The organism is Halomonas jincaotanensis (assembly GCF_018448785.1).
Lineage (GTDB): Bacteria > Pseudomonadota > Gammaproteobacteria > Pseudomonadales > Halomonadaceae > Halomonas > Halomonas jincaotanensis.
Map to the genome: position 1 here is coordinate 1 of NZ_JAHCLU010000004.1, position 21,709 is coordinate 21,709.

Genomic DNA, 21,709 nt, shown 5'->3' on the forward strand with positions numbered 1-21,709 from the left:
ATGCGAGAGTAGGTCATCGTCAGGCACCTCTCCCGGCCCCCCAGCATCACGCGATGCTGGGGGGCTCTCGTGTGCGGGAAAGAAAAAGAGTCCATGGTTACAGGCTAGGGTGGAAAGTGAACTGGCCAAGAGCTAGGCTAACTCATCTGTGTACGACTAATGGACACTCTGATCTCAGGAGGAGAAGACGATGAAAAACGAAATGATGCGCAAGCTGGGCTTGGCCTTGTTGATCGGTATGCTGGGTGCTGGTTTGGTGGCTTGTGAAGACGAGGGTCCTGCCGAAGAAGCCGGCGAGAATATCGACGAAACCATGGAAGATACCGGCGATGAAATGGAAGAGATGGGCGACGAGATGGAGGAGGCCGCAGAAGATTGATGGTTTCTGCCACCGTTAAGCCATAACCAGCGGAGGCCCGGGAAGACACTGCTCCGGGCCTCACTTGGTTATGGGGGCTGTCTCAATGGCGTCTAGCTCTGATGGGGTCAGGCGTTGGTCGAATTCTGTTCGATGCCCTGAAGGTACCAAGGTGCGCCGTCACGTAGATCGCGGATCAGATGCCAGGTCTCGTTGAATTCGTTCTCCTCCCCGTTCTCATCGAGGATGCCATGAAAGATGACCGTCGCCTCGGCTCGCTGAGCGACCTCACGCACGTTACCTAGCTCGGCGAAAAGGCGGATTATCTCGGTGCGATTATTGGCGGGTTGGTTGGCCCTTTCCTCACGCAGCAGGTTGTAGAGCTCAGGGGTCACGTATTCCTGGATACCGCTGAGGTCATGGTTGTCCCAGGCTCGCTGTAGCGTCATGAAATGCTCCTTGGCGCCGCTCAGGAAGCGTTCACGATCGAACCAGTCGGGTTCGGTCGCAAAGGCGGCGTCTGACGTCATCCCCGAAGCGTCAGTCTGGAAGGCTTGAGGTCGCCCGGCCGGCGTCGACCCTGCCGCGACTGCAGACCGGCGGGCCAACAGCCGGAAGAGCAGAAAAGCGACACCGGCAATCAGCAGGATATCCACCAGGCGCAGTTCGTCGAAGGCGCCTCCGAAGAACAAGGCCGCGAGCAGCCCTCCTGCCAGCATGCCCCCCAACATACCGCCCATCCGGGAGGTGCCTGCAGGACGGGTCTGGGCATTGCGGTTGACGGCTGTCTGGCTGGCAGGCTGTTCTGCCGAGCGTGACTGAGTGCCAAAGCTCTTGCCACCCCCAAAGCGGCGCGCATCGGCGTCGTCCACGGCCAAGCCGAAGCCCAGCAAGCCAACGATCAACATGACGAAAAGGTGACGCATCGCAGGATCTCCTTGAGCGATGATATTGCATGAGTAGCGCTCTAACGCCACTATTCTAGCGACTCTGTCAGTTGTCCACGAGATAAATACAAGGGGCAATAATGCGCCTGATGCGAGAACAAAGCCTATTGCTGATCGTCGACATGCAGACGGGTCTGATGCGAGTGATTGAGCATGGTGAACAGGCCGCAGCCGAGGCCGCCTGGCTGGGCGGCATGGCCGGCGAGCTCGAGGTGCCCGTGTGGGTTACCGAGCAGTACCCGGAGGGCCTGGGAGGGTGTGAGCCGCATTTGCTGGAGGCTCTGCCGGGATGTCGGTTATGGCAGAAAGTGCACTTCGATGCTCACGCCGAGCCGGCCTTCGCCAGGGCCTTGGCCGAGAGCGGGAGACGTCAGATCGTGCTGTGCGGTGCAGAAGCGCATATCTGCGTGATGCAAACCGGGCTAGGCCTGCTGGAGGCGGGTTACGAGGTCTTCTGGCTGGTCGAGGCCACGGCCAGTCGTCGTACCGCTGAAGCCGTCCTGGCCCGGGAGCGTATGGTGCAGGCTGGGGCAGTCCCGGTGAGCGCCGACATGGTGGCATATGAGTGGCTGCATCGTTGCGACAATGTTTGTTTCAAGCAGGCGCATCGTCGCTTTCTCAGGCCACGTGCCGGCCGGACGTTGATCTTCTGAACTCCTCGCGCCCCGGGAGGCCTTTCAGCTAGCGGCTTCCGCCCGAGTGAAGACCAAGGTGTCGGCGTCCGATAACGCCGCGTTGAAGCGATAACCGGCCACGTCGAAGTCCTTCAGGGCCTCAGGGTCGTTCACGCCTTGCCGGATTATCCAGGCGGCCATCAGACCACGAGCTTTCTTGGCGTAGAAACTGATGATCTTGAGCTTGCCGTTTTTCTCGTCCTTGAATACCGGCGTGATCACCCGGGCCTCGAGTGCCTGAGCATCGATCGCCTTGAAATACTCGTTGGAGGCCAGATTGACCAGCACACGGCTGCCGCTTGCCGCGACTGCCTTATCGAGTTCGGCGGTAAGCGTTTCCCGCCAGAAGGCATAGAGATCCTGACCGGCGGGAGTTTCAAGACGGGTCCCCATCTCCAGGCGGTAGGGCTGGATCAGATCCAGCGGGCGAAGCAGGCCATAGAGACCGGAAAGAATGCGCAGATGGTCCTGAGCGAAGGCGTTCTCCGAGTCACTGAAGGTCTCGGCCTCGAGTCCGACGTAGACATCGCCCCGGAAAGCCTGGGCGGCAGGCTTGGCATTGTCGGGGGTGAAAGGGGTATGCCACTCGGCATAGCGCGCCGCATTGAGACCGGCCAGTTTGTCGCTGATGCCCATCAACTCGCTGAGTCGCTGTGGCGAATAGCCGCGCAGGATATCGATCAATTCGCGGCTGCGATCGAGATAGTCGGGTTGGGTGTGCAGGGCCTGGGTGGCAGGCGTCTCGAAGTCGAGCTTCTTGGCGGGCGAGATCACGCTCAGCATGCGGCGCTCCTGTCAGGGAAATAGTGGAATCGATTATACCAAGGCGCTCACCCGCCACGGGCTATTGGCATGATAGCCCGTGGTCGCTTGCGCTGTCAGGGGGCGGGATTGGGAATGCGCTGGTGAACGGCTTCGATGGCCTCCAGTACCGGCTGGTCGAGCGTGAGCGACTCACTGGCCAGGTTGCTCTCCAGCTGCGCCATGGAGGTGGCGCCGATAATGTTACTGGTCAGGAAACTGCGCGAATTGACGTAGGCTAGCGCCATCTGCGCCGGGTCGAGGCCATGCTCACGGGCGATCGTTACGTAGTCGCGGGTCGCTTGTTCGGCTAGCGGGTTGGTGTAGCGCTGGAAGCGCTCGAAGAGGGTCAACCGCGCGCCGGGCGGTCGGGCGCCATCCAGGTACTTGCCTGAGAGCATACCGAAGGCCAGCGGCGAGTAAGCCAGCAGCCCGACATTCTCGCGATGGGCGATCTCGGCCAGGCCGACCTCGAAGCTGCGGTTGAGCAGATTGTAAGGGTTCTGAACCGACGCCACCCTCGGCAGCCCCTGAGTGTCGGCAAGATGCAGGGCGCGCATCACGCCCCAGGGCGTGTCATTGGAAAGCCCGATGGCGCGCACCTTGCCTGCATCGACCAGTTCCTTGAGCGCCGACAGCGTTTCCTCGAGCGTGGTGGCGTCCTCCTGCTCGTCATGAACATAGCCCAGCTTGCCGAAGAAGTTGGTACGACGATCCGGCCAGTGAAGCTGGTAGAGATCGACATGATCGGTCTGCAGGCGATCGAGGCTGGCATCGATCGCCTGGTGAAGATGCTCACGGGTCAGGCAGGAGCCGCCACGGATGTGGTCGAGCCCCGGGCCTGCCGCCTTGGTGGCGATGACGAGATCATCACGGCGGCCGCGACGCGTCAGCCAGCTGCCGATATAAGACTCCGTTCGACCCTGGGTTTCGCCCTTGGGAGGGACGGGATACATCTCGGCGGTATCGATGAAGTTGATGCCAAAGGCCACGGCACGGTCAAGCTGTTCGTGGGCCTGAGTTTCGCTGTTCTGCTCGCCATAGGTCATGGTGCCGAGGCACAAGCGGCTGACCTCGATGCCGGTATTGCCAAGCGGTCGCATCTGCATCCGTCACTTCCTTTTGAAGGCTCACTGGAATGGGAGTCGGCATGGTAGCGGCAGGGCGACCAGGGCGGCAAATGCGGGGGGTTGAGTCGGCGTCCGCGCGGGCGTATGCTTGCGGCCCGTTGCCCCGGCGGAGGCCGACAGGGCAGTTCTACCGCATGCGGATTAAGCACCCACAGGGTGGTGAGTGTCGTCATATCCGGTAATACAGGACCAGGGTTGCTTGCCATGACTGAGGCATCCTCACTGTTCACCCGGCTCGAGTACCGCCTAGCGGAACAGTTATTTCATACCCGCTGGCTTCCTCGCTCGCCGCGCACTCAAAAACTGACCATGCACTTGTTCCAGCGTTGCGCCGATGCCGGACACCCGGCGGCCCTGTCGATATACGGGCATATGCTGTTTCATCGTGGCGTCAGTGCCCAGGACAAGGCGCGTGGTGCTCGCTACGTGATCGAAGCGGCCCACGCCGGGAATCCCCGTGCCCAGTATCAGGCCGGGCAGATCTACGAGTATGGTTGTGCGCTCCATCCGCAGCGTGATGACCATGCCGTCACCTGGTACGCCCGTGCCGGGGAAGCCGGTCATCCCCTGGCCGCCGCGCGGCTGGCAGTGGCATACCAGCAGGGTGAGCTCGGGTTGCCCGAGGATGCCGCGCGTGGAGCGTATTGGCAGCAACTGTCGGACGCCTGTGCTGGCCTGGCCAATCCACTGGACAGCGGTCGGGTTGAGACACGACACTAGCGGCACGGGCAGCCGGCCTGTGCATGCTGAGGCGGGTTCGCCATTGACCCGCCATCCATTCCGAGGACTCCTCTTCACGTGACGCTACCGACACTGCTGGATATCGAGGCGTCCGGATTTGGGCGTGGCAGCTACCCCATCGAAATCGGCCTGGCAAGGTCCGATGGCAGCATCTGCGCCTTTCTCGTGCAACCGCTTGATGAATGGACCCACTGGGACCCCAAGGCAGAATTGCTGCACGGAATTAGCCGCGATCGGTTGATGCGAGAAGGCTTCCCGGTCAGGCAGGTAGCCCGGTGGCTCAACGATGAACTCGGTGAGATCGGCATTGCTTACAGTGATAGCTGGGGTTATGACAACACTTGGCTATCGCTACTGTTTCATCATGCCGGCATGTTGCCGTCTTTTCGACTCGAGGCGCTGCGCAAATTGATGAGCGAAGACCAGCAAGCGCTCTGGAGCACCATCAAGGAAACCATGATCCTCGAGCGTGGCATCCATCGGCACAGAGCGGGCGAAGATGCCCGCCTGTTGCAGCTTACCTTTCAGCGTACGCGTGAGCTGACCCGCGCTAATTGAATCTCTCCCGCCACTCCTAGTCACTTGCCGATAGCCGCGCCTCAAGCGCGTCCAATAAGGACGCTGGCTCACCGGCGTCAAACAACTCGGCACGCGTGCGGCCGTTGAGAAAGCCGTGTTCCACGGTATTATCGAGAAAGGCCAGCAGCGGTGCATAGAAGCCCTCGGTATCGAGCACGCCGATGGGCTTGTCGTGCAGGCCGAGATAGTGCCAGGTCCAGGTCTCGAAAAACTCTTCAAGGGTGCCGATTCCCCCCGGTAACATGATGAATGCATCGGCATGGGCCGCCATGCGCGCCTTGCGCTCATGCATGTTGCGCACCCGGATCAGCTCGGTGAGCCCTCTGTGCGCCTGTTCGCGTTCCACGAGATGATCGGGCATGACGCCGACCGCCTCGCCACCGGCGGCCATGACGGCATCGGCCAGCGTGCCCATGAGGCCAACGCGCGCCCCTCCGTAAACCAGACCATGGCCACGGCGAGCCAGTTCGGTGCCCAGCCGGCCGGCGGCCTCGGCGAATTGCGGATTACGACCGTCGCGCGAGCCCAGATAAATACAGAACCTCGACATCTTCTCCTCCTCGGCAGGAGCCCCTATCGTTGCCGCCAAGACAGGGGCGGGGCGTTCTCACGGCAGGCTATCGGCGATGCCATACTCGGCATCCAGCCATTGACCGATGACATTGTTGCCACAGAGGTGGTGGGCATATTGCGTGTGCAGGCAACGCACCTGATCCCAGTTGCCGATACCGCCGATGCCGCGCTCCCTGAGCACTGTCTGGTAACCCAGCCGTTGCACGTCGGCCTGCTGTGCCGCGCTCATCTGCCGCCAGCGCGCCTCGACATAGTCGCGGTGGCTGGCGTGATAGGCGCTGAGGAAATCGGCGTCTTCCTGCAGGCGGGTCTCTAGCTGCTTGATTACGCCCGCGGCCTCGATGTGCGAGATTTCGACCTTCAACCGTTCCGAACTCAACCAGTAGAGCGTTGGGAAGGGCTTGCCGTCGACGATCGGAGCCATACGCAGCACCAGCGGTGTGCCCTCGCCATCAGTGGCCGAGACGGCGTCGATGCCGCGGGGCGAGCGGCCCAGCTGCGCGGCGATGATGACCAGCTGGTGTTTGTCAGGAGTCTGATCGGTGCGGATCACCATCGTCGGGGTCTCGTACAAACTTGTTGGATCGGCTGACGGCCAGGAAGAAGGCGCGATTTAGCTGCTCGGGGCTGGGGGCGTAGCGCCATTCGCGCTCGCAGTATTCTCCCGCCCTGGCCATCAGTACGTCATAGAGGCGATTGAACGGCGCATCATAATCGTAAGGGTCGGCGCCAAACAAGCGGATGTGGGGATAGTCGGCGAAGCGCTCCATGAAGTAGCGCATCAGGTCTGCCTCCACGGCGCGATGGCGAGCGATATTGTCGGGGTCTAGCCAGAGATCGTAACGAATGGCCATGACCGGCTCCTGTGGTGGGTGGTTCGGTGATGCCGGGGTTACGCTCAGACAGCGATCATCCACGTTCGGCTCAGCAGCGCGCCAGCTCGGCCAGCTGCGCCCCGGTAATGCGCATCAGGTCGTGGGGCGCCAGGCATATTTCCAGGCCACGGCGTCCACCGCTGACATAAATGGCGGCATGTATCTCGGCGGTGACGTCCAGGAAACTGGCCAAGCGTTTCTTCTGACCTAGCGGGCTGATGCCGCCCAACATATAACCGGTGGCGCGCTCGGCCTCGCTTGGCTCGGCCATGTCGGCCTTGCGTGCGCCGGCGGCCCGCGCCAGGGCCTTCAGATCGAGTTGGCCGGATACGGGGACGATGGCGACCACCAGGCGGCCATCGTCGAGCCTGGCCATCAGGGTCTTGAATACCTCATCGACAGACAAGCCCAGCCTGCGGGCGGCTTCCTCACCGAAGGCCGGGCTGCGCGGGTCGTGATCGTAGGTCGCCAGCGAGAAGGCGATGTTAGCCTTCTCGAGCGCCTTGACCGCAGGGGTCACGCCTCCTCCGGGGCGCATTGCAGATGGGCCGCGAGGGCGTCGCGCAAGGCGCCCTCGATCGGGACGGCGCGCTTGGTCTGGTGATCGAAATGCACCAAGACCGTGTGGCCTACGTTGGTCAATTGGCCATTCTGGCGCGCTTCCTGGGTCACGGTGAAGGAGCTTTTACCCAGGCGCGAGAGATAGGTACGGATCTCGATTTCCTGGCCGTAGTGCAGTTCGGCGCGGTAGTCGACCTCCATTCGCGCCATGATCAGGCGCCACTGGCGGGGGTCGAGGTCGGGCGTAAACAACCGGAAGAGATCGTTGCGCGCCAGCTCGAACCAGGCTGGCAACCGTGTGTTGTTGACGTGGCCCAGCGCGTCGGTGTCGTAGAAGGCAGGTTCGATGGTGCGGACGAACATCAGCGAGGGTTCCTTATGGTAGAAGCCGGTAGCCAAGGTGCCCCGACCCGCGCGTGTCTAGAGGTTATACCAGACGCAAGCCCTGGCGATCCCTCCAGGCGGCCTTGAGGGCCGCCGCCAGCGGCTCGCGTAGATGCTCGGGCAAGGCACGTTCAGCGTCGGCGCAGGTATCGAACGCACGGTTGCGCAGCCAGCAGTAGGCCCAGGCGCAGGCCTCGTCGTCGTTGTGGGGTACAGGCCGAGCCGGCATCTGCACCAGCAGGAACGTGGCGGTGCGCGGCGCCCAGAGCGGAATGGCGTCACCGGCCTCAGGGGCGCTCCAGTCGACCAGCGTTTCGCCATCGGGGGTAGCCTCGGGCTCGCCGAGCTTCGCCACCCGGGCGGTCTCGGCGAGCAGCAGCGCCAGGCGGTCCTCATCGCCCTGACCGAGTCGGCGCCATTGGCCGATCAGTGCTGGTAAGCCGCGGCGCACCTTGGCATAGAAGCCGTCATGCGGCATGGTCTCGTTCATCTGATGACTTTCCTGAGTCGAGGAACTTGCATGAAGTATGATTTTGCCACGCCGGTGGAGCGTCGCCACCCCTCCAATGGCCACTGGCCCTCCCAAAAATGGCATCGACATGCCGACGATGTCCTGCCGCTTTGGGTCGCCGACATGGACTTTGTGTCGCCACCCGAGGTCATCGAGGCCCTCCGAGCGCGGGTCGACCACGGGGTCTTTGGTTATGGTGGGGTACCCGACTCACTGCGCGAGACCCTCTGTGACTGGAGTGTCGAGCACTACGGTTGGGCCATTGAGCCCGAATGGCAGCTCTGGCTACCGGGCGTGGTGCCGGCGCTGCATCTGGCGAGCCTGGCGTTGACCGAGCCGGGCGCGGGCGTGCTCACCGTGACGCCCATCTATCCTCCTTTCCTGCGCGTGGCCGAGCGGACCGGGCGACTTGCCCAGCAGGCGGCGATGCGTGCCCCTGATCGCCCCGGTGGCCCTTGGCGACTGGATATCGAGGCGCTGGAGGCGGCGATCACCCCCGAGACACGCCTGCTGCTGTGGTGCCAGCCGCACAACCCCACTGGCAGGATCTGGTCGTCAGAGGAGCTTTCCGGCCTTGCCTCACTGGTCCGGCGCCACGATCTGCTGGTGGTCTCAGATGAGCTGCACTGTGACCTGCTGCTCGATGAGGGCGCCCGTCACACGCCGCTGGCGGTGGCATTCCCCGAGCTGGCGGCACGCACGCTGACGCTGTGGGCACCCTCGAAGACCTTCAACCTGGCGGGGTTGACCACCGCCTGCGCGGTCATCCCCGATGCCAAGCTGCGTCGACGCTTCGCCGGCATGGCCAAGGGGTTGCAGCCGGATGCCAATGTGCTGGGGTTGGTGGCCGCCGAGGCGGCCTATGCCCAGGGAGACCCGTGGCGCCGGGCCTTGCTCGAGGTGCTGCGCGATCACCGCCAGAGGTTGGTCTCACGCGTGGCACACTGGCCGGGCGTCGCGATGAGCGTCCCCGAATCGACCTATCTGGCCTGGCTGGACCTTCGCGAGGCCCGTGAGCTCCAAGAAGCAGGGCCACCGGCCAAGGCGTTACTGGAACGTACCGGCGTGGCACTCTCCGAGGGTGCCGATTTTGGCTGTCCCGGCTTCGCTCGGCTCAATTTCGGCACCACGGCGAGCCAGCTCGAAGCGGCATTGGGCCGCCTCGATGACGTCTTGAAGGGCTGAGTGTGTAAGCCAGTCTTCAGGGCGCGAACAGCGAACGCCGCTCAATAAAGCGGTACAAGAAAGTCGCTCAGTAAAGTAGGGCGAACAGGCGTCGGCGGTAGGTGACCGTCAGCGGGTGATCGGCGCCCAGAGCATCGAAGACCCGCAGCAGCGTCTGGCGAGCGGCGTCCTCGCCATACTGTCTATCACGCTTCATCAGCGCCAGCAGCGCCTCCACGCCGTCCTCATAGTCACCATCGGCGATCTGCCGCAGGGCTCGCAAGTAATGAGCTTCGCTGTCGTCACGCCCTTCAAGGGCGGCAAGCTCCTCCGCCGAGGGGGCCTGTTCGCCGAACTGGATACGAGCGCGCACGCCACGTGCCGGGGCGGCGTCGCGCTCTTCCGGTGGCAGGTTGTCGAGAATCGTCAGCGCATCCGCCGTCTTGCCATCGGCGACCGAGGCGCTTGCCAAGTTGACCTGATAGGGCGTGTGCTGGGGGTTTTCCTGAACCAGCTGCTCATAGAGTGCGCGCGCTGTGGCGGCGTCACCAGCGGCCAAGGCTTCGGCGGCCTGTTCCTCGGGGCTGGCCGGAACTTCCTCGGGGGCCGGAAAGTAGCGGCTCAGCCACTCGCGGACCTGCTTTTCCGGCAGGGCGCCCTGGAAGTGATCAACCAGCCCGCCCTGACTGACCAGCTTGACGTCCGGCACCGATTGCACGCCCAGCTGAGCGGCAATCTCCTGATTGGCATCGATGTCGAGCTTGGCCAGCAGGAAGGCGCCGCCATATTCACGCGTCAGCTTTTCGAGCAAGGGTGTCAGGCGTTGGCTGCCTTCATCGCCGGGTCGATAGCAGTCGAGAAGCACCGGAACCTGCATGGAGGTCTCGAGCAGCTGCTGGATATTGCTGCGGTCGACATCGAGGATTAGCTCGATGTCTTCCCGGCCCTGGCTCGAAGCGGGGCTGTCGCCGGAAGTGGTGTCGGCGGTCAGTGGCTCGCCGGTACGGGGGTCGACGATGGACATGGGCTATGGCCTTGAGTCAGAGTGAATTCACCCCACAGATGCGGGTGATCGACCGCAACTTCAAGGGGAGGCATGGCCTCGATGGAGCGATTCCTGCGTCTGATGGCGAGCCTGGGGATATTGATCGCCCTGTTGCTGGCGGGGCCATTGTGGATGCTTGCCACCGAGCGCGTGGAAGGCGGCGGTCACTGGGCCTCGGCAGACCGGGAGCCGGCAGGTCTGGCTCCCGGCGTCGAGGAAGGCGCCAGGGCGGTGGTCCAGGTTTATGCGGCGCGCACCTGGGGGTGGAGAGGCGCCTTCGGCGTACATACCTGGATTGTCACCCGGGCCGCCGGTGGCGAGGCCTATCGGCTGCATCATCTACTGAGCTGGCGCCGCCCCGCCCTGGTCTCCCAGACCACGGCATCACCGGATCGCGCCTGGTATGGCAATGCTCCGGTGCTGCTCGCCGATTATCGTGGCGACGCGGCCGCAGCATTGATCGACGAGATCGAGGCGGCCGTTGCGGCTTATCCCGCACCCTCGCAGTATCGCGCCTGGCCGGGCCCCAACAGTAACAGCTTCACGGCGTGGGTGTTGCGCGAAGTGGACGGTTTCGAGGCCGTGCTGCCGGTGACCGCCGTGGGCAAGGATTACCTGTTGGATGGGGTCCTGGCACCGGCACCGGGCGGGAGTGGATGGACGGCGTCGCTGGGTGGCGTGCTGGGCCTGACGTTGGGGCGAGGCGAGGGAGTGGAAATCAATCTTCTGGGTCTCTCGCTGGGCATCGATGTGCAACGCCCAGCGCTGAAATTGCCGGGTATCGGCCGGCTGGGCATGGCAGCGATGATCTCGGGGCTGCAAACGAAAGAGTAAGCAGGAGCCCGGCAAGGTGACTTACCATTGCGAATCATGCCTGTTAGGCATCGGGCCTCACGACACCTGACAAATCGTCCTGAAAGTAGATTACGGCTTTATCGCCTTATATCCGAAATCTAATAAATTATTATTGTAGCCGTAAAAACCTGTCGAGCAACGCCGGCGCGGCGGGATGTGATTAACTACGTCGAGAGCAGTTCGAGTGGTTGAACCCAGCCCTGATATGGCGCGGCTGGGCATCAGTCAAAGCGAAACGTAGATCACGGGCCACCCAGTCGGGTGGCCCGATTACGTGATGTGCCAAGCATCAACCTGCCTAATTCATCAGGGTGCCGAATGTCGACAGGGCCAAACCCGCATAGGCCAGCACCGGGGTCATGACGGCGCAGAGCTGGTCGACCGACCAAACGTCTCCGGGGAGCCACGGTAGTGCCATCAGAATGCTGACCACCGAGACCTAGGCGACACCACAGGCCGCAGCCCGACGAGCTTGACCTGACGGCTGCCGCCAATAGCGGAATAAAGCTTCAGCGGAATAAAGCTTCCTGCCGATTTGACAGCCGTGAAACGACACACTCATATTGAATTGGCGGAATAACAAACCTCACCAACACGCGAGATGAACATGAAAGTCATAAAAGCATCGCTCCTGCCTGCCGCCCTGATGGGGACCATGGTCATCGGCAGCGGACTGGCCACGACCGCCTTCGCACAAGACCCCTACACGGTCGGCGTCGAGGCCTCTTTCCCGCCTTGGGCTTATGTGGAGGGGGGAGAATTCAAGGGGATCGCCATCGATGCCATGGAGGCGATCGCTGAGGAAGCCGGTATCGAGATCGAGTTCCAGGACATGCCGTTCCCATCGCTGATCCCGGCGCTCGCGGCAGAGAAGATCGATATCCTTGCCACCGGTCTCACCGTCACCGAACAGCGCAGCGAGAACATCGACTTCACCATCCCCTGGTGGGAAACCAACGATGTAGTGCTGGTACCCGAGGATTCCGATCTCAACGTCTTCACCGCCGTGTGCTGCGGGGCCCGCGTCGGCGTTCAGGGCGGCTCCTCCCAGCAGGCCTGGATGGAAGAGAACGTGGTGAATTCCAGCGACATCGACGTCGAGTTGGCCAAGTACGACAACTACGTCACCGCGGTCGACGACATGGCGATCGGTCGGATCTCCTCGGTCATCGTCGACGACACCTCCGCTCAGGAGTACATCAACGCCGGCAGGCCTATAAAGATGGCCGGCAAGATCTATATCCGGGCGCCGCTGGCGCTCGCTGTGTCCAAGGACGATCCCCAGGAGATTCTGGGCGACCTTAACCAGGGCATCCTGGCCATCTACGATTCCGGTGAGTGGGGCAAGATCGTCGAGGAGTACATCCCCGGCGTCTCCGTACCCTCGATCCCGGGACACATGCCCGATTTCGTCGACACCTACCAGAAGCCGGTGGCCGGTCTTCCCGAGCTCGGTAACGACTAAGTCGCTGTGAGGACGGGCGCCTTCCTGGCAGGGAAGGCGCCCGTCACGTTAGGGAAGCCGGCATGGATATCTACGACGTATTGCTACGCGATTTTCCCTTCCTGCTGAAGGGGCTGGGAGTGGCCATCGTGCTGTTGGCCGCCCTGCTGGTGATCGGTTTCGTGCTGGGCTTGGGCATCTGCCTGGTGCAACTCTATGGTCCCAAGTCCCGGCTGGTGCAGTGGCCGCTGGTGCTCTACGAGCGTGTCTTTCGGGGCGTGCCGATCATCATCATGCTGTTTATCTTCTTTTATGGCATGTCGGGTGTGTTCGACATCTCGGCCTTCGGTGCTGCGGTCTTGGCCATGGGGCTGCGCTCGGCGGCCTACCAGTCGCAGATCTTTCGCAGCGCCTTCCAGTCGGTACCTGCCGGGCAGATGATGGCTGCCCGGGCTATGGGTATGTCCAAGATCAAGGCGATCCGCCATATCGTCTTTCCCCAGGCAGGGCGACATGCCATCGGCCCTTGGACCAACGAATTTTCTTCGGAGATCAAGGAGACCTCCCTGGCCTATGTCATCGGAGTGGTCGAGCTGACCCGCCAGGCGCATTACATCATCACCAGTACCCAGGGCAATGTGCTGACCGTGTTCGCCGTAGTGGCGCTGCTGTATTTCATCCTCAATCGCACAGGCAATAGCCTGCTGTATGCCCTTGAACGCAAGCTGGCCGTGCCGGGCTTCGAAAAATGATGCGAGAGGAACGCGGATAATGGCCGACGATCTGATTCTGGACGTGCAGGACGTGAGGAAAGCCTACGATGGCCTGGAGGTGCTCAAGGGCATCGGTTTCAGCCTGAGAAAGGGTGAAACCAAGGTGCTGATCGGCCCTTCCGGATCGGGCAAGAGTACCCTGCTGCGCTGTATCAATCACCTCACCGTGCCGGATGCTGGACGCATCTACCTCAACGGCAAGGAGGTGCTGAACACCAACATTGATACCATGCGGGCACGTATGGGCTTCGTCTTCCAGGACTTCAACCTCTTCTCTCACCTGACGGTGCTCGACAACGTGCGCATCTGCCAGATGAAAGTCAACGGCACGGACAAGGCAGCCGCTACCCAGCGTGCGCATCGCGAGCTGGAACGGGTGGGCCTTGGTGACAAGGCGGCTGCCTACCCGGCCGAGCTTTCCGGCGGTCAGCAGCAGCGCGTTTCCATCGCACGGGCCCTGGCCATGGACCCTGACGTGCTGCTGTTCGACGAGCCCACCTCGGCGCTGGACCCGGAATTGACCGGCGAGGTGGTGAGGGTAATGCAGCAACTGGCCCTCGAAGGCATGACCATGGTGGTGGTAACCCACGAGATGAGCTTCGCCCGCCAGGCCGCCGACGAGATCATCTTCATGGAAAACGGGTACATCGTCGAGCAGGGGCCGCCGGAGACCATGTTCACCGAGTCCACGCACGAGCGGACCCGGGCATTTCTCAACGTTATCGCGGAGCACGGGTGAGCCATGCGGGAATTCATTGAGTTCGGCATCGAGTGGCTGCCCGAGCTTCTCAAGGGCGTGCCGGTCACGCTGTCGCTGTGGGTGATCGCCATCACCCTGGGTTTCTTCCTGGGGCTAGTGCTTTGCTGGGCCAGGGTCTATGGCAATCGGCTCTTCTACTGGATCAGCACCGTCTACGTGGAACTGTTTCGCGGCACGCCAATGCTGGTGCAGATGTTTTTCATCTACTTGGGGCTGCCCCACGTGGGCATCGTCTTCGACGCCTTCACTGCGGCGGTGATCGCCATCACTCTCAACAGCGCCGCCTACCAAGCGGAGTACTTTCGTGGCTCGGTGCTGTCGGTGCCCAAGGGGCAGCTGGTAGCGGCGCGGTCCTGCGGCATGACCCAGTGGCAGGCAATTCGCCACATCATGCTGCCCCAGGCGCTTCGCCGCGTGATTCCCCAGTGGTCCAACGAGGCGATCATCGAGCTCAAGTTCACCTCTATCGCTTATACCATCGGCGTGGTGGAGATCACTGCCATCGCATCGGACGTCGGGTCGCGCACCCTGGATTTCTTCCTGGTCTTCCTTTGGGCGGGGATTATCTATCTCGTGCTCACCTCCACGGTGGCGAGCCTGTTGGGGCTCCTCGAGCGGCGCACCTACGTGCCCGGAGTGACAAATGTATGAAGGTAAGTGTCGGGTCACATGAAACCGATTACCCAGGACGCGATTACACCGTTAGATGTTTGATTGCGGTAACAAGTGCCTGCCACAGCTGGGTGTTGCTACCGCTGGGTGCCTGTCTCGCATGCCGCCTACGGCGCACGTAACCACCCCGAGGCAGAGTCAATATCGCCCACTGCTGGCAGCTGGAGGCGCTGTGAACAAGCTGCGCAAACACTATCCCGAAACGCCGGATGGCCGATACTTCATCGCCAAGGAAAAACTTTGGCGCAAGACCGACCCCCGGCTGGATGAAACTGCCCGCCGTGAGCGGGTCAAGACGCTGATGAAAGCCCGCCGTGCAGTGAAGCACGCTGCCGACGAGGTTGCCCTGCGCGAGGCCCGTCAGGCGGTGGATGCCGCCAAGATCGCCCTCGGTGAGCGCGGCCCGGTGTGGTGGGACGACGGGGTCCCGGACGAAACTGGTAAGCACCCATGCAACAGCAGCTACGCCGAGTGGTGGCGTCAGCAGCAGGTTGATCCGCCCAGTTAAACAGGTTGTGTCGTCGTCACCACCTGCATGAAGGTCTTCACGTGTACAAATCCGGTGGTTGGGCACAAGAGTGTCACAGTGGTGTCAGATCCGGATTTTCGAGCAGGCAACGAAAAAGAGGCAGATCGGTAAGTCACTGATCTGCCTCTTGAAATATTGGTAGCGGGGACCGGATTTGAACCGATGACCTTCGGGTTATGAGCCCGACGAGCTACCAGACTGCTCCACCCCGCATCAACGTGAGGCATATTGTACAGGTCTTGCTCCCAAGGTCAAGAGAAGACTCGGAGACTTCAAACGCTCGTCCATAATGCATTTCGTGGTCCATACTGATGTCGGTTGTCACGAATTCGGCAATCGACACAACAACACTGACTCGTCCCGATGCTATTCGGGCGAATATGTGTCATTCGAATCAGGGAGGTAGTCAATGACCAACCAAGCACCCGTCGCATGGGTCACCGGAGGTACCGGAGGTATCGGCTCCGCAATCTGCCGCTCGCTGGCTGCCGATGGCTACCAGGTGGTTGCGGGGTATCACAACCCCGAAAAAGCCAAGAAATGGCTGGAAACCCAGAAAGCCGATGGTTATGACAACATCGCGCTGTCTGGTATCGACCTCACCAGCTACGACGACTGCGTTGCGGGGGTCAAGGAGATCAGCGATGCTCATGGCCCCATTAGCGTGTTGGTGAACTGCGCCGGCATCACCCGGGACGGCACCATGAAGAAGATGACCTCTGAACAGTGGCACGAGGTCATCGATACCAACCTCAATAGTGTTTTCAATACTTGCAGAAGCGTGATCGAGGGCATGCTCGAGAACGGCTATGGTCGCATCATCAATATCTCCTCGATCAACGGCCGAAAGGGGCAGTTCGGGCAGGTCAACTATGCGGCCGCCAAGGCGGGCATGCATGGTCTGACCATGTCGCTGGCACAGGAGACGGCCACCAAGGGTATTACCGTGAACACGGTTTCACCCGGCTATATCGCAACTGACATGATCAATAATATTCCCGAGAAGGTGCGTGAAGCGATTCGCGAGACCATTCCGGTCAAGCGTTACGGCACGCCAGAAGAAATTGGTCGTTTGGTCACGTTCCTGGCCGACAAGCAGTCGGGCTTCATTACCGGAGCCAATATCGACATCAACGGTGGACAGTTCATGGGCTGATCGTTCGCTTGTCAGGCTCTAGTGCTGCCGGTGATCCCGGCAGCGCTAGAGACGCCACGCAACAAGAACGCGAGGCCCCAACGATGTCGATCGGGGCCTCGCGTTCTTGTTGCGACCTTGCGGTCAGGGAGACGTCGGGTCAGGTAGGCGGTAGGCGAGCCAGCTTTTCAAGCATGTGATCGAACTCGCCGACCTCGCGTGCCCAGAGCAGGGGGGAGACCGGCCCGGTGGCTAGTAGTTCCAGCAATACGCCATGCAACTCCTCGGCGCGCGAAGGCTCGCGGCCAAGGTTGTCGTTGAGACGCTCCACCTGAATCGCTAGACGCATGGGATCGTCGCGCTGACTGACACGGCCGACTGCGAGTAAAGAAAGATGCACCCTCAGGCGAGCGAGTCTCTCCTCAACCTGTGCTTCGTCGATCGGCTCGCGTCGCGAGGCGTTACGACGCGTATGGGCGCTGAACATGTCGTCGCCCAATGTCAGCGTTTCCGGCGGTTGGACGTCGGCGACGCGTTCGCCGGTCAGGCAGGCGGCGTCGGCCTCCAAGTGAGCCGCCAGCAGTGGTTGGACGTGACGCCAACGGTTGATTTCATCGACCACGCTCAGACGGGCCAGCCGCTCGCGGCGGGCCCTGACGATCCCCGACCAGCGGCGGCGCATGCCCTCGGTACGACGCCCACCTGGCAGTGGCTCCAACGCTGCGGCCTCCCGGATCGCCTGTTCAAGAAACGGCGTGTCCCGGCTATCGGTGGGCTGCCAGCTGTCGAGACGATCGATCAGCGCCTGCATGGCATCGAGCCTTTCCTGGTCGCGGCGCAACTGATCGCCCCGTTCGGCCTCGCGGCTGGCAAAAATCGTGTCGCAGATGCCGCGGAATTCTCGCCATAGTGCCTGTTCCTCGCCGCGTGGCGCGCGGCCTAGCGCTCGCCAGCGCTGTTGTAGTGCCTTGGCTTGTTCGGCGCGCCGCGCCGCCGGCATGGAGTGCTCGGCCAACTGGCGGGTCTGTTCGATCAGCTCGCGCTTGGCATCGGCGATCTCGCGCGCGCGGCGGTCGATCAGCGTCTGCAACTCGTGGCGGATGCGCGCGAAACGCCGGCCGATGGCCTCAGCATGCTCGCGGGGGATGGGGGCGCTATGGCGCCACTGCTCCCTGGCGCGGTCACGTATCTGACGAAGTGCGTCGGGATCGGCCTCATGGGCTGGCTGGGCGAGCAGCGTCTCGAGCTTATCGCAGAGGGCTTCACGATCCGCGAGGTGTTGCTGTCGTTCGCTCTCGAGACGCTCCCGCCAAGGACCCAGCCTTTCATGGATTCGCTCGGAGGCGGTACGGAAGCGATTCGCCTGTTCGCGGTTGGCGGCAGCGTCGCCCAACGACTTCCATTCCTTGACGAGTTGACGATGGCGCCGGTCCAGTTCGGCGTCGGAGAGTGTCAGGTCGTCTGCAAGTTCGTCGATGGCGTGGCACAGTTGATCGCGTTTGGGACCTGCGACAAAGCCACGCCAGTCGCGCAGTTCGGCCAGTTGGGCACCCAGGCGTTTGAGCGTGGCCAGTTCCGAGGCAATGCGCGACCTGGGCATGCCGCGGGCCTGCTGAAGCGCCTCGGCCTGGTGGCGCAGCCCTTGGTGCAGGCGGCTCGCGCTCTTGAATGAGCCGCTCTCGAGCAGTCGCTCGAGCTCAACCAGTTCTCCGGAGAAACGCTCCAGTGCGCTGGTTTGCTCCACAGCCTTGTCTGCCATGCTGGCTGCGAGTCGCTCACGCGCGCGCCCCAGCAGTGGCGTCGGAGACAAGCCCTCGGGCCAGGAGCAGGCCTCGATGAGGGCCTTGAGGCGCTCGTCGTCGCCTTCCTGTAGCGCTTGCTCGATGGCATCGGCGCGCTCATCGAGACGAATCCGTGCCTGGGCAATACGATCAAAGGATTGTAGGGCCGCATCATAGCGCTGGCCCAGCGCCTCGTTGACCAGATGCTGGTCGGAGAGTTCCTGCCAGCGGTTGGCTAGAAGGTGCTTCTGTGCGCGCAGACTGGCGATGTCCTGGTCGGTGATTCGCTCGCTGCGGTGCAGCGCATCCAGACTCTCCTCGAGCGCCTCGATCAGCGCTTCGCGCGACTGGTCGGCTCCCTCCCGACGCAGGTGGTCGGCATCGCGCGAGCGTTGCTGTGCCTCGTGATCGCCGATGACCTTGCGACAGCGCATACAGGCATCCTGGAAGCGCCTTTCGAGCTCGGCATCCGGCATGTCGCCGAGGGCCTCCCACTCTCGCACCAGATGCCGAAAGCGTCCGGCATAGAGTGGCTCCCAGGCGGCCTTGGCGTGTCGTTCCAGCGTCTCGATCAGCGCAACTCGTTTGGCACCGGCGGCGGCCAAGGAGGCGGCGTCGGCACGCAGGCGGTTGAGTCGCTCGCGTGCCTGGCGCATCACCTGGCGGTCGCGGCGCGCGGACTGGGCGAGCCGTGACAGGCCAGCCTCGCTTTCCACCCGGGCGGCGGCGGCATGGCGAACGGCGGCGATGCCGTTGTCGCAGGCCTGGCGAATCAACGCCTCCTCGTCCTCAAGCTTTGCCAGGGCCGCCAGGCGCAACTGTTGGTTGTCGCCTTTCATGGCGATATCGGCAAGCAGTGCCTGGTCCTCGAGACGCTCGACGATAGCGATACGGCTGTCCAGGTCCTGCGACCCTTCACGGCCGGTCACGAGTGTCAGCAGCCGCTGGGCCAGCTCATATGATGCAGCACCACCCTCGAGTAGTCGCAATAACGCCACCGGGTCGTCGATGCGGGCGAGGGATGCGCTGCGCACCCCTGAGTCGTCATCCCGGGCGAGAGACTCGAGGGCCTGATGCTGTTCGGGGTGGGCTGCGTCGAGCCGCTCGACGGCCTGGCGGCGAACCTCGGGATCGGGATGCTGCCAGCGTGGGGCAAAGAGGCGGCGAAAGAGTCCTGACATTGGCCATCCTGACATGGGTTAGATCCCGCGACGGGATGTGCGAGACTATTGCTGTAAATAACTGTTTTAGGCAACGCTGTTGGGTGCGATGAACGTTGCTGAGGCGGTAACTCGGGTGCCTTCGGCTATCTAAGCACGCGTTGAGCCTGGGGAAAAGGCTAGCCGTACCTCGGGTGTGGCCAATTGGAGACACTGACAAGCCCTCGCCAGAGAGAATATGATCGGTTGCAGGGAGCGATTCACTCGCTTAGCTTTAAGCTAATATCCCCGAATATCACCCGACGTGGAGTTCGGCAATGAGTCTCAACGTGGAAAGGGACGGCATGGCGTTCACCTTTAAAGGCGGCATGCTGCCGATGACGGTCATGGAATTGACCAGCGCCGATCCCGAGCGTATTCGTGATCAGCTCGCCGACAAGCTTAGCCAGTCACCCGCCTTCTTTCAGCATACCCCGGTCGTGCTCAATGTCGAGAAGCTCGACGAGCCGCATCTGGCGCTGGAACGCATCTGCGCGGTGTGCCGCGCGCACAAGCTGCTGCCAGTGGCGGTGCGCGGTGGCCCGGATCCGGTCAAACAGTCGGCTTGGGCGCTGGGGCTTGGCTGGTTTCCGCCACAAGAATCGGCGCGCGCGCGCCCGCTGGAGAGTGTGGCGCCCGTCGAACCCGAAACGGACGAGGTCGAGCTGGCCGAGCCGCAGGCGACGGCAGGCGTCGTCAGTGGAGGGCGTATCTACCGTGGTACGGTACGCTCCGGCCAGCAGGTCACGGCTCCGTCGGGAGACTTGATCGTGATCGGTGCCGTCAACGCCGGGGCCGAGGTACTGGCCGCCGGTAGCGTCCATGTCTACGGTGCCCTGCGTGGACGCGCCTTGGCGGGGATTCACGGTGATCCCCTGGCCGTTATCTTCTGTCGCGAATTGAATGCCGAGTTGCTTTCCGTGGCCGGCAACTACAAGCGACTCGAGGATGTCGACCCTCGCCTGTTGGGGACCGCCGTACAGGTACGCCTGCAGGATGACCAGCTGGGCATCGTGCCGCTAACCTGAGCAAGACGGGTGCCTGATCCGGCTAGCCCAACATTTTTTATTGACTGACAGGAAGCACAACTTGGCCAAGATCATTGTGGTGACCTCCGGCAAGGGCGGGGTCGGCAAGACGACCAGCGCAGCAGCCATCGCGACCGGACTGGCGCTGCGTGGCAACAAGACCGTGGTCATTGACTTCGACGTGGGGCTGCGCAACCTCGACCTGATCATGGGGTGCGAGCGTCGTGTGGTCTATGACCTCGTCAATGTCATCCAGGGTGAAGCGGGGCTCAATCAGGCGCTGATTCGTGACAAGCGGGTCGACAACCTGCATATCCTCCCGGCCTCTCAGACCCGAGACAAGGATGCACTGAACCTGGAAGGTGTTGAGAAGGTTCTCGATACGCTGAGCAAGGATTTCGATTACATCCTCTGCGACTCACCGGCGGGTATCGAGCGCGGCGCGCAGCTTGCCATGTACTTCGCCGATGAAGCGATAGTGGTTACCAATCCTGAAGTGTCCTCGGTGCGCGATTCCGACCGCATCCTCGGCCTGCTGGCCTCCAAGACTCGGCGTGCCGAGCGCGGTGAGGATCCGATCAAGGAGCACCTGCTGGTCACTCGCTACAACCCGGCACGGGTCGACTCGGGCGACATGCTCAACCTCGAGGACATTCGCGAGATCCTGGCGATCAATTTGATTGGCTTGATACCCGAGTCCGAGGCGGTATTGCGGGCCTCGAATCACGGGGTGCCGGTCACCCACGATGCCGACAGCGATGCCGGACAAGCGTATACCGATACCGTAGCGCGGCTGATCGGTGAGGAAGTCCCTCTGCGTTTCCATCAATATGAGAAGAAGAGCCTGTTGAGCCGAATGTTCGGAGGAGGTCGCCGGTGAAGTTGCTCGAGTTCCTCAAGAGAGAGCGCAAGAAGTCGGCGTCGGTTGCCAAGGAGCGGCTCCAGATCATCGTCGCCCACCAGCGGACCCAGCGTGGCCAGCCCGACTACATGCCGATGCTGGAAAAGGAGCTGCTGGAGGTGATTCGCCGCTATGTCCAGGTCGATGACGATGCCATCAATATCAGTCTCGACAGCGAGGACAACTGTTCGGTGCTGGAGCTCAACGTCACGCTGCCCCGTGCCTGACGGCTGAGCGGCAGGCGGTGCTGTGCTAGGCTGTGGCTCTTGCCCACGCTCATACCCCTGAC

The 21,709-nt window shown here is 62.3% G+C and carries 26 protein-coding genes and 1 tRNA gene; 15 read left to right on the top strand and 12 right to left on the bottom strand.

The annotated features are described in order from the left end of the window. Positions 1–190 precede the first annotated feature (190 nt). Positions 191–379: a hypothetical protein gene (locus tag KG088_RS05105; protein ID WP_213824430.1), complete on the top strand. Its 189-nt coding sequence runs from the start codon at positions 191–193 to the stop codon at positions 377–379. A gap of 107 nt (positions 380–486) precedes the next feature. Here KG088_RS05105 and KG088_RS05110 read toward each other — a convergent pair whose 3' ends face one another. After that, entirely contained in the window at positions 487–1,284 is a 798-nt protein-coding gene (locus KG088_RS05110; protein ID WP_213824431.1) for a Tim44 domain-containing protein, read from the bottom strand. A 101-nt stretch (positions 1,285–1,385) separates the two neighbouring features. Here KG088_RS05110 and KG088_RS05115 point away from each other — a divergent pair, with 101 nt between their 5' ends. Further along, complete coding sequence (locus KG088_RS05115) at positions 1,386–1,958, top strand: isochorismatase family protein (RefSeq protein WP_213824432.1); 573 nt, start codon at positions 1,386–1,388, stop codon at positions 1,956–1,958. A gap of 24 nt (positions 1,959–1,982) precedes the next feature. Here KG088_RS05115 and yaaA read toward each other — a convergent pair whose 3' ends face one another. Beyond that, positions 1,983–2,762 (bottom strand): peroxide stress protein YaaA, encoded by a 780-nt coding sequence (yaaA, locus tag KG088_RS05120; RefSeq protein ID WP_213824433.1) that lies wholly within the window; start codon positions 2,760–2,762, stop codon positions 1,983–1,985. A 95-nt stretch (positions 2,763–2,857) separates the two neighbouring features. Beyond that, positions 2,858–3,889 carry an NADP(H)-dependent aldo-keto reductase gene (locus KG088_RS05125; RefSeq protein WP_213824434.1) on the bottom strand — a complete coding sequence of 344 codons (1,032 nt, stop codon included), beginning with the start codon at positions 3,887–3,889 and terminating at the stop codon, positions 2,858–2,860. Positions 3,890–4,114: 225 nt separating this feature from the next. Here KG088_RS05125 and KG088_RS05130 point away from each other — a divergent pair, with 225 nt between their 5' ends. After that, positions 4,115–4,630 (top strand): tetratricopeptide repeat protein, encoded by a 516-nt coding sequence (locus KG088_RS05130; RefSeq protein ID WP_213824435.1) that lies wholly within the window; start codon positions 4,115–4,117, stop codon positions 4,628–4,630. Between the two features lie 78 nt (positions 4,631–4,708). Then, on the top strand, positions 4,709–5,209 hold the full coding sequence (locus KG088_RS05135) for a hypothetical protein (protein ID WP_213824436.1): 501 nt from the start codon (positions 4,709–4,711) through the stop codon (positions 5,207–5,209). Between the two features lie 16 nt (positions 5,210–5,225). On the opposite strand, the gene KG088_RS05140 is transcribed toward KG088_RS05135, so the two are convergent. The 6 genes from KG088_RS05140 to KG088_RS05165 all read right to left on the bottom strand — a co-directional run bounded on the left by KG088_RS05140 (position 5,226) and on the right by KG088_RS05165 (position 8,101). Next, positions 5,226–5,780, bottom strand: a complete 555-nt coding sequence (locus tag KG088_RS05140; RefSeq protein WP_213824437.1) for an LOG family protein — start codon at positions 5,778–5,780, stop codon at positions 5,226–5,228. 57 nt (positions 5,781–5,837) lie between these two features. Beyond that, on the bottom strand, positions 5,838–6,359 hold the full coding sequence (locus tag KG088_RS05145) for a DUF501 domain-containing protein (RefSeq protein ID WP_213824438.1): 522 nt from the start codon (positions 6,357–6,359) through the stop codon (positions 5,838–5,840). Next, positions 6,331–6,657: a hypothetical protein gene (locus KG088_RS05150; RefSeq protein WP_213824439.1), complete on the bottom strand. Its 327-nt coding sequence runs from the start codon at positions 6,655–6,657 to the stop codon at positions 6,331–6,333. Before KG088_RS05150 ends, KG088_RS05145 begins: the two co-directional genes overlap by 29 nt. Before the next feature lie 70 nt (positions 6,658–6,727). Beyond that, positions 6,728–7,198 carry a Cys-tRNA(Pro) deacylase gene (ybaK, locus tag KG088_RS05155; protein ID WP_213824440.1) on the bottom strand — a complete coding sequence of 157 codons (471 nt, stop codon included), beginning with the start codon at positions 7,196–7,198 and terminating at the stop codon, positions 6,728–6,730. Then, on the bottom strand, positions 7,195–7,602 hold the full coding sequence (locus KG088_RS05160) for an acyl-CoA thioesterase (protein WP_213824441.1): 408 nt from the start codon (positions 7,600–7,602) through the stop codon (positions 7,195–7,197). The genes ybaK and KG088_RS05160 overlap by 4 nt, the downstream gene beginning before the upstream one ends. 64 nt (positions 7,603–7,666) lie before the next feature. Then, the gene (locus KG088_RS05165; RefSeq protein WP_213824590.1) at positions 7,667–8,101 is read right to left on the bottom strand and encodes a hypothetical protein; all 435 of its coding nucleotides are present in this window, start codon (positions 8,099–8,101) and stop codon (positions 7,667–7,669) included. A 42-nt stretch (positions 8,102–8,143) separates the two neighbouring features. Between KG088_RS05165 and KG088_RS05170 the strand changes: the two genes are divergently transcribed. Continuing rightward, complete coding sequence (locus tag KG088_RS05170) at positions 8,144–9,319, top strand: MalY/PatB family protein (RefSeq protein WP_213824442.1); 1,176 nt, start codon at positions 8,144–8,146, stop codon at positions 9,317–9,319. 67 nt (positions 9,320–9,386) lie between these two features. Here KG088_RS05170 and KG088_RS05175 read toward each other — a convergent pair whose 3' ends face one another. After that, positions 9,387–10,322, bottom strand: a complete 936-nt coding sequence (locus tag KG088_RS05175; RefSeq protein ID WP_213824443.1) for a co-chaperone YbbN — start codon at positions 10,320–10,322, stop codon at positions 9,387–9,389. Positions 10,323–10,403: 81 nt separating this feature from the next. Here KG088_RS05175 and KG088_RS05180 point away from each other — a divergent pair, with 81 nt between their 5' ends. The 6 genes from KG088_RS05180 to KG088_RS05205 all read left to right on the top strand — a co-directional run bounded on the left by KG088_RS05180 (position 10,404) and on the right by KG088_RS05205 (position 15,355). Next, positions 10,404–11,177, top strand: coding sequence for a DUF3750 domain-containing protein (locus KG088_RS05180; protein ID WP_213824444.1), 774 nt, complete (start codon positions 10,404–10,406; stop codon positions 11,175–11,177). Between the two features lie 628 nt (positions 11,178–11,805). Continuing rightward, on the top strand, positions 11,806–12,663 hold the full coding sequence (locus KG088_RS05185) for an ABC transporter substrate-binding protein (RefSeq protein WP_213824445.1): 858 nt from the start codon (positions 11,806–11,808) through the stop codon (positions 12,661–12,663). 62 nt (positions 12,664–12,725) lie between these two features. Continuing rightward, the gene (locus KG088_RS05190; protein WP_213824446.1) at positions 12,726–13,394 is read left to right on the top strand and encodes an amino acid ABC transporter permease; all 669 of its coding nucleotides are present in this window, start codon (positions 12,726–12,728) and stop codon (positions 13,392–13,394) included. Between the two features lie 19 nt (positions 13,395–13,413). After that, positions 13,414–14,154 (top strand): amino acid ABC transporter ATP-binding protein, encoded by a 741-nt coding sequence (locus tag KG088_RS05195; protein ID WP_250148085.1) that lies wholly within the window; start codon positions 13,414–13,416, stop codon positions 14,152–14,154. A gap of 3 nt (positions 14,155–14,157) precedes the next feature. Next, the gene (locus KG088_RS05200) at positions 14,158–14,826 is read left to right on the top strand and encodes an amino acid ABC transporter permease (RefSeq protein ID WP_213824447.1); all 669 of its coding nucleotides are present in this window, start codon (positions 14,158–14,160) and stop codon (positions 14,824–14,826) included. A 193-nt stretch (positions 14,827–15,019) separates the two neighbouring features. Then, entirely contained in the window at positions 15,020–15,355 is a 336-nt protein-coding gene (locus KG088_RS05205) for a hypothetical protein (RefSeq protein ID WP_319941388.1), read from the top strand. Between the two features lie 157 nt (positions 15,356–15,512). Here the strand turns inward: KG088_RS05205 and KG088_RS05210 are convergent. Then, positions 15,513–15,589 (bottom strand) — tRNA-Met (locus tag KG088_RS05210). A 196-nt stretch (positions 15,590–15,785) separates the two neighbouring features. Here KG088_RS05210 and phbB point away from each other — a divergent pair. Continuing rightward, a complete protein-coding gene (gene phbB / locus KG088_RS05215) occupies positions 15,786–16,532 on the top strand; it encodes an acetoacetyl-CoA reductase (RefSeq protein WP_213824448.1) in 747 nt (248 codons plus the stop codon). Positions 16,533–16,671: 139 nt separating this feature from the next. Here the strand turns inward: phbB and KG088_RS05220 are convergent, their stop codons facing one another. Further along, positions 16,672–19,473, bottom strand: a complete 2,802-nt coding sequence (locus tag KG088_RS05220; protein ID WP_213824449.1) for a DUF349 domain-containing protein — start codon at positions 19,471–19,473, stop codon at positions 16,672–16,674. A gap of 296 nt (positions 19,474–19,769) precedes the next feature. Between KG088_RS05220 and minC the strand changes: the two genes are divergently transcribed. The 3 genes from minC to minE all read left to right on the top strand — a co-directional run bounded on the left by minC (position 19,770) and on the right by minE (position 21,647). Beyond that, positions 19,770–20,519 carry a septum site-determining protein MinC gene (gene minC, locus KG088_RS05225; protein WP_213824450.1) on the top strand — a complete coding sequence of 250 codons (750 nt, stop codon included), beginning with the start codon at positions 19,770–19,772 and terminating at the stop codon, positions 20,517–20,519. Between the two features lie 61 nt (positions 20,520–20,580). Then, on the top strand, positions 20,581–21,399 hold the full coding sequence (minD, locus tag KG088_RS05230) for a septum site-determining protein MinD (RefSeq protein ID WP_213824451.1): 819 nt from the start codon (positions 20,581–20,583) through the stop codon (positions 21,397–21,399). Continuing rightward, positions 21,396–21,647 (top strand): cell division topological specificity factor MinE, encoded by a 252-nt coding sequence (gene minE, locus KG088_RS05235; RefSeq protein ID WP_089794720.1) that lies wholly within the window; start codon positions 21,396–21,398, stop codon positions 21,645–21,647. The genes minD and minE overlap by 4 nt, the downstream gene beginning before the upstream one ends. The last annotated feature ends 62 nt before the right edge of the window (positions 21,648–21,709 follow it).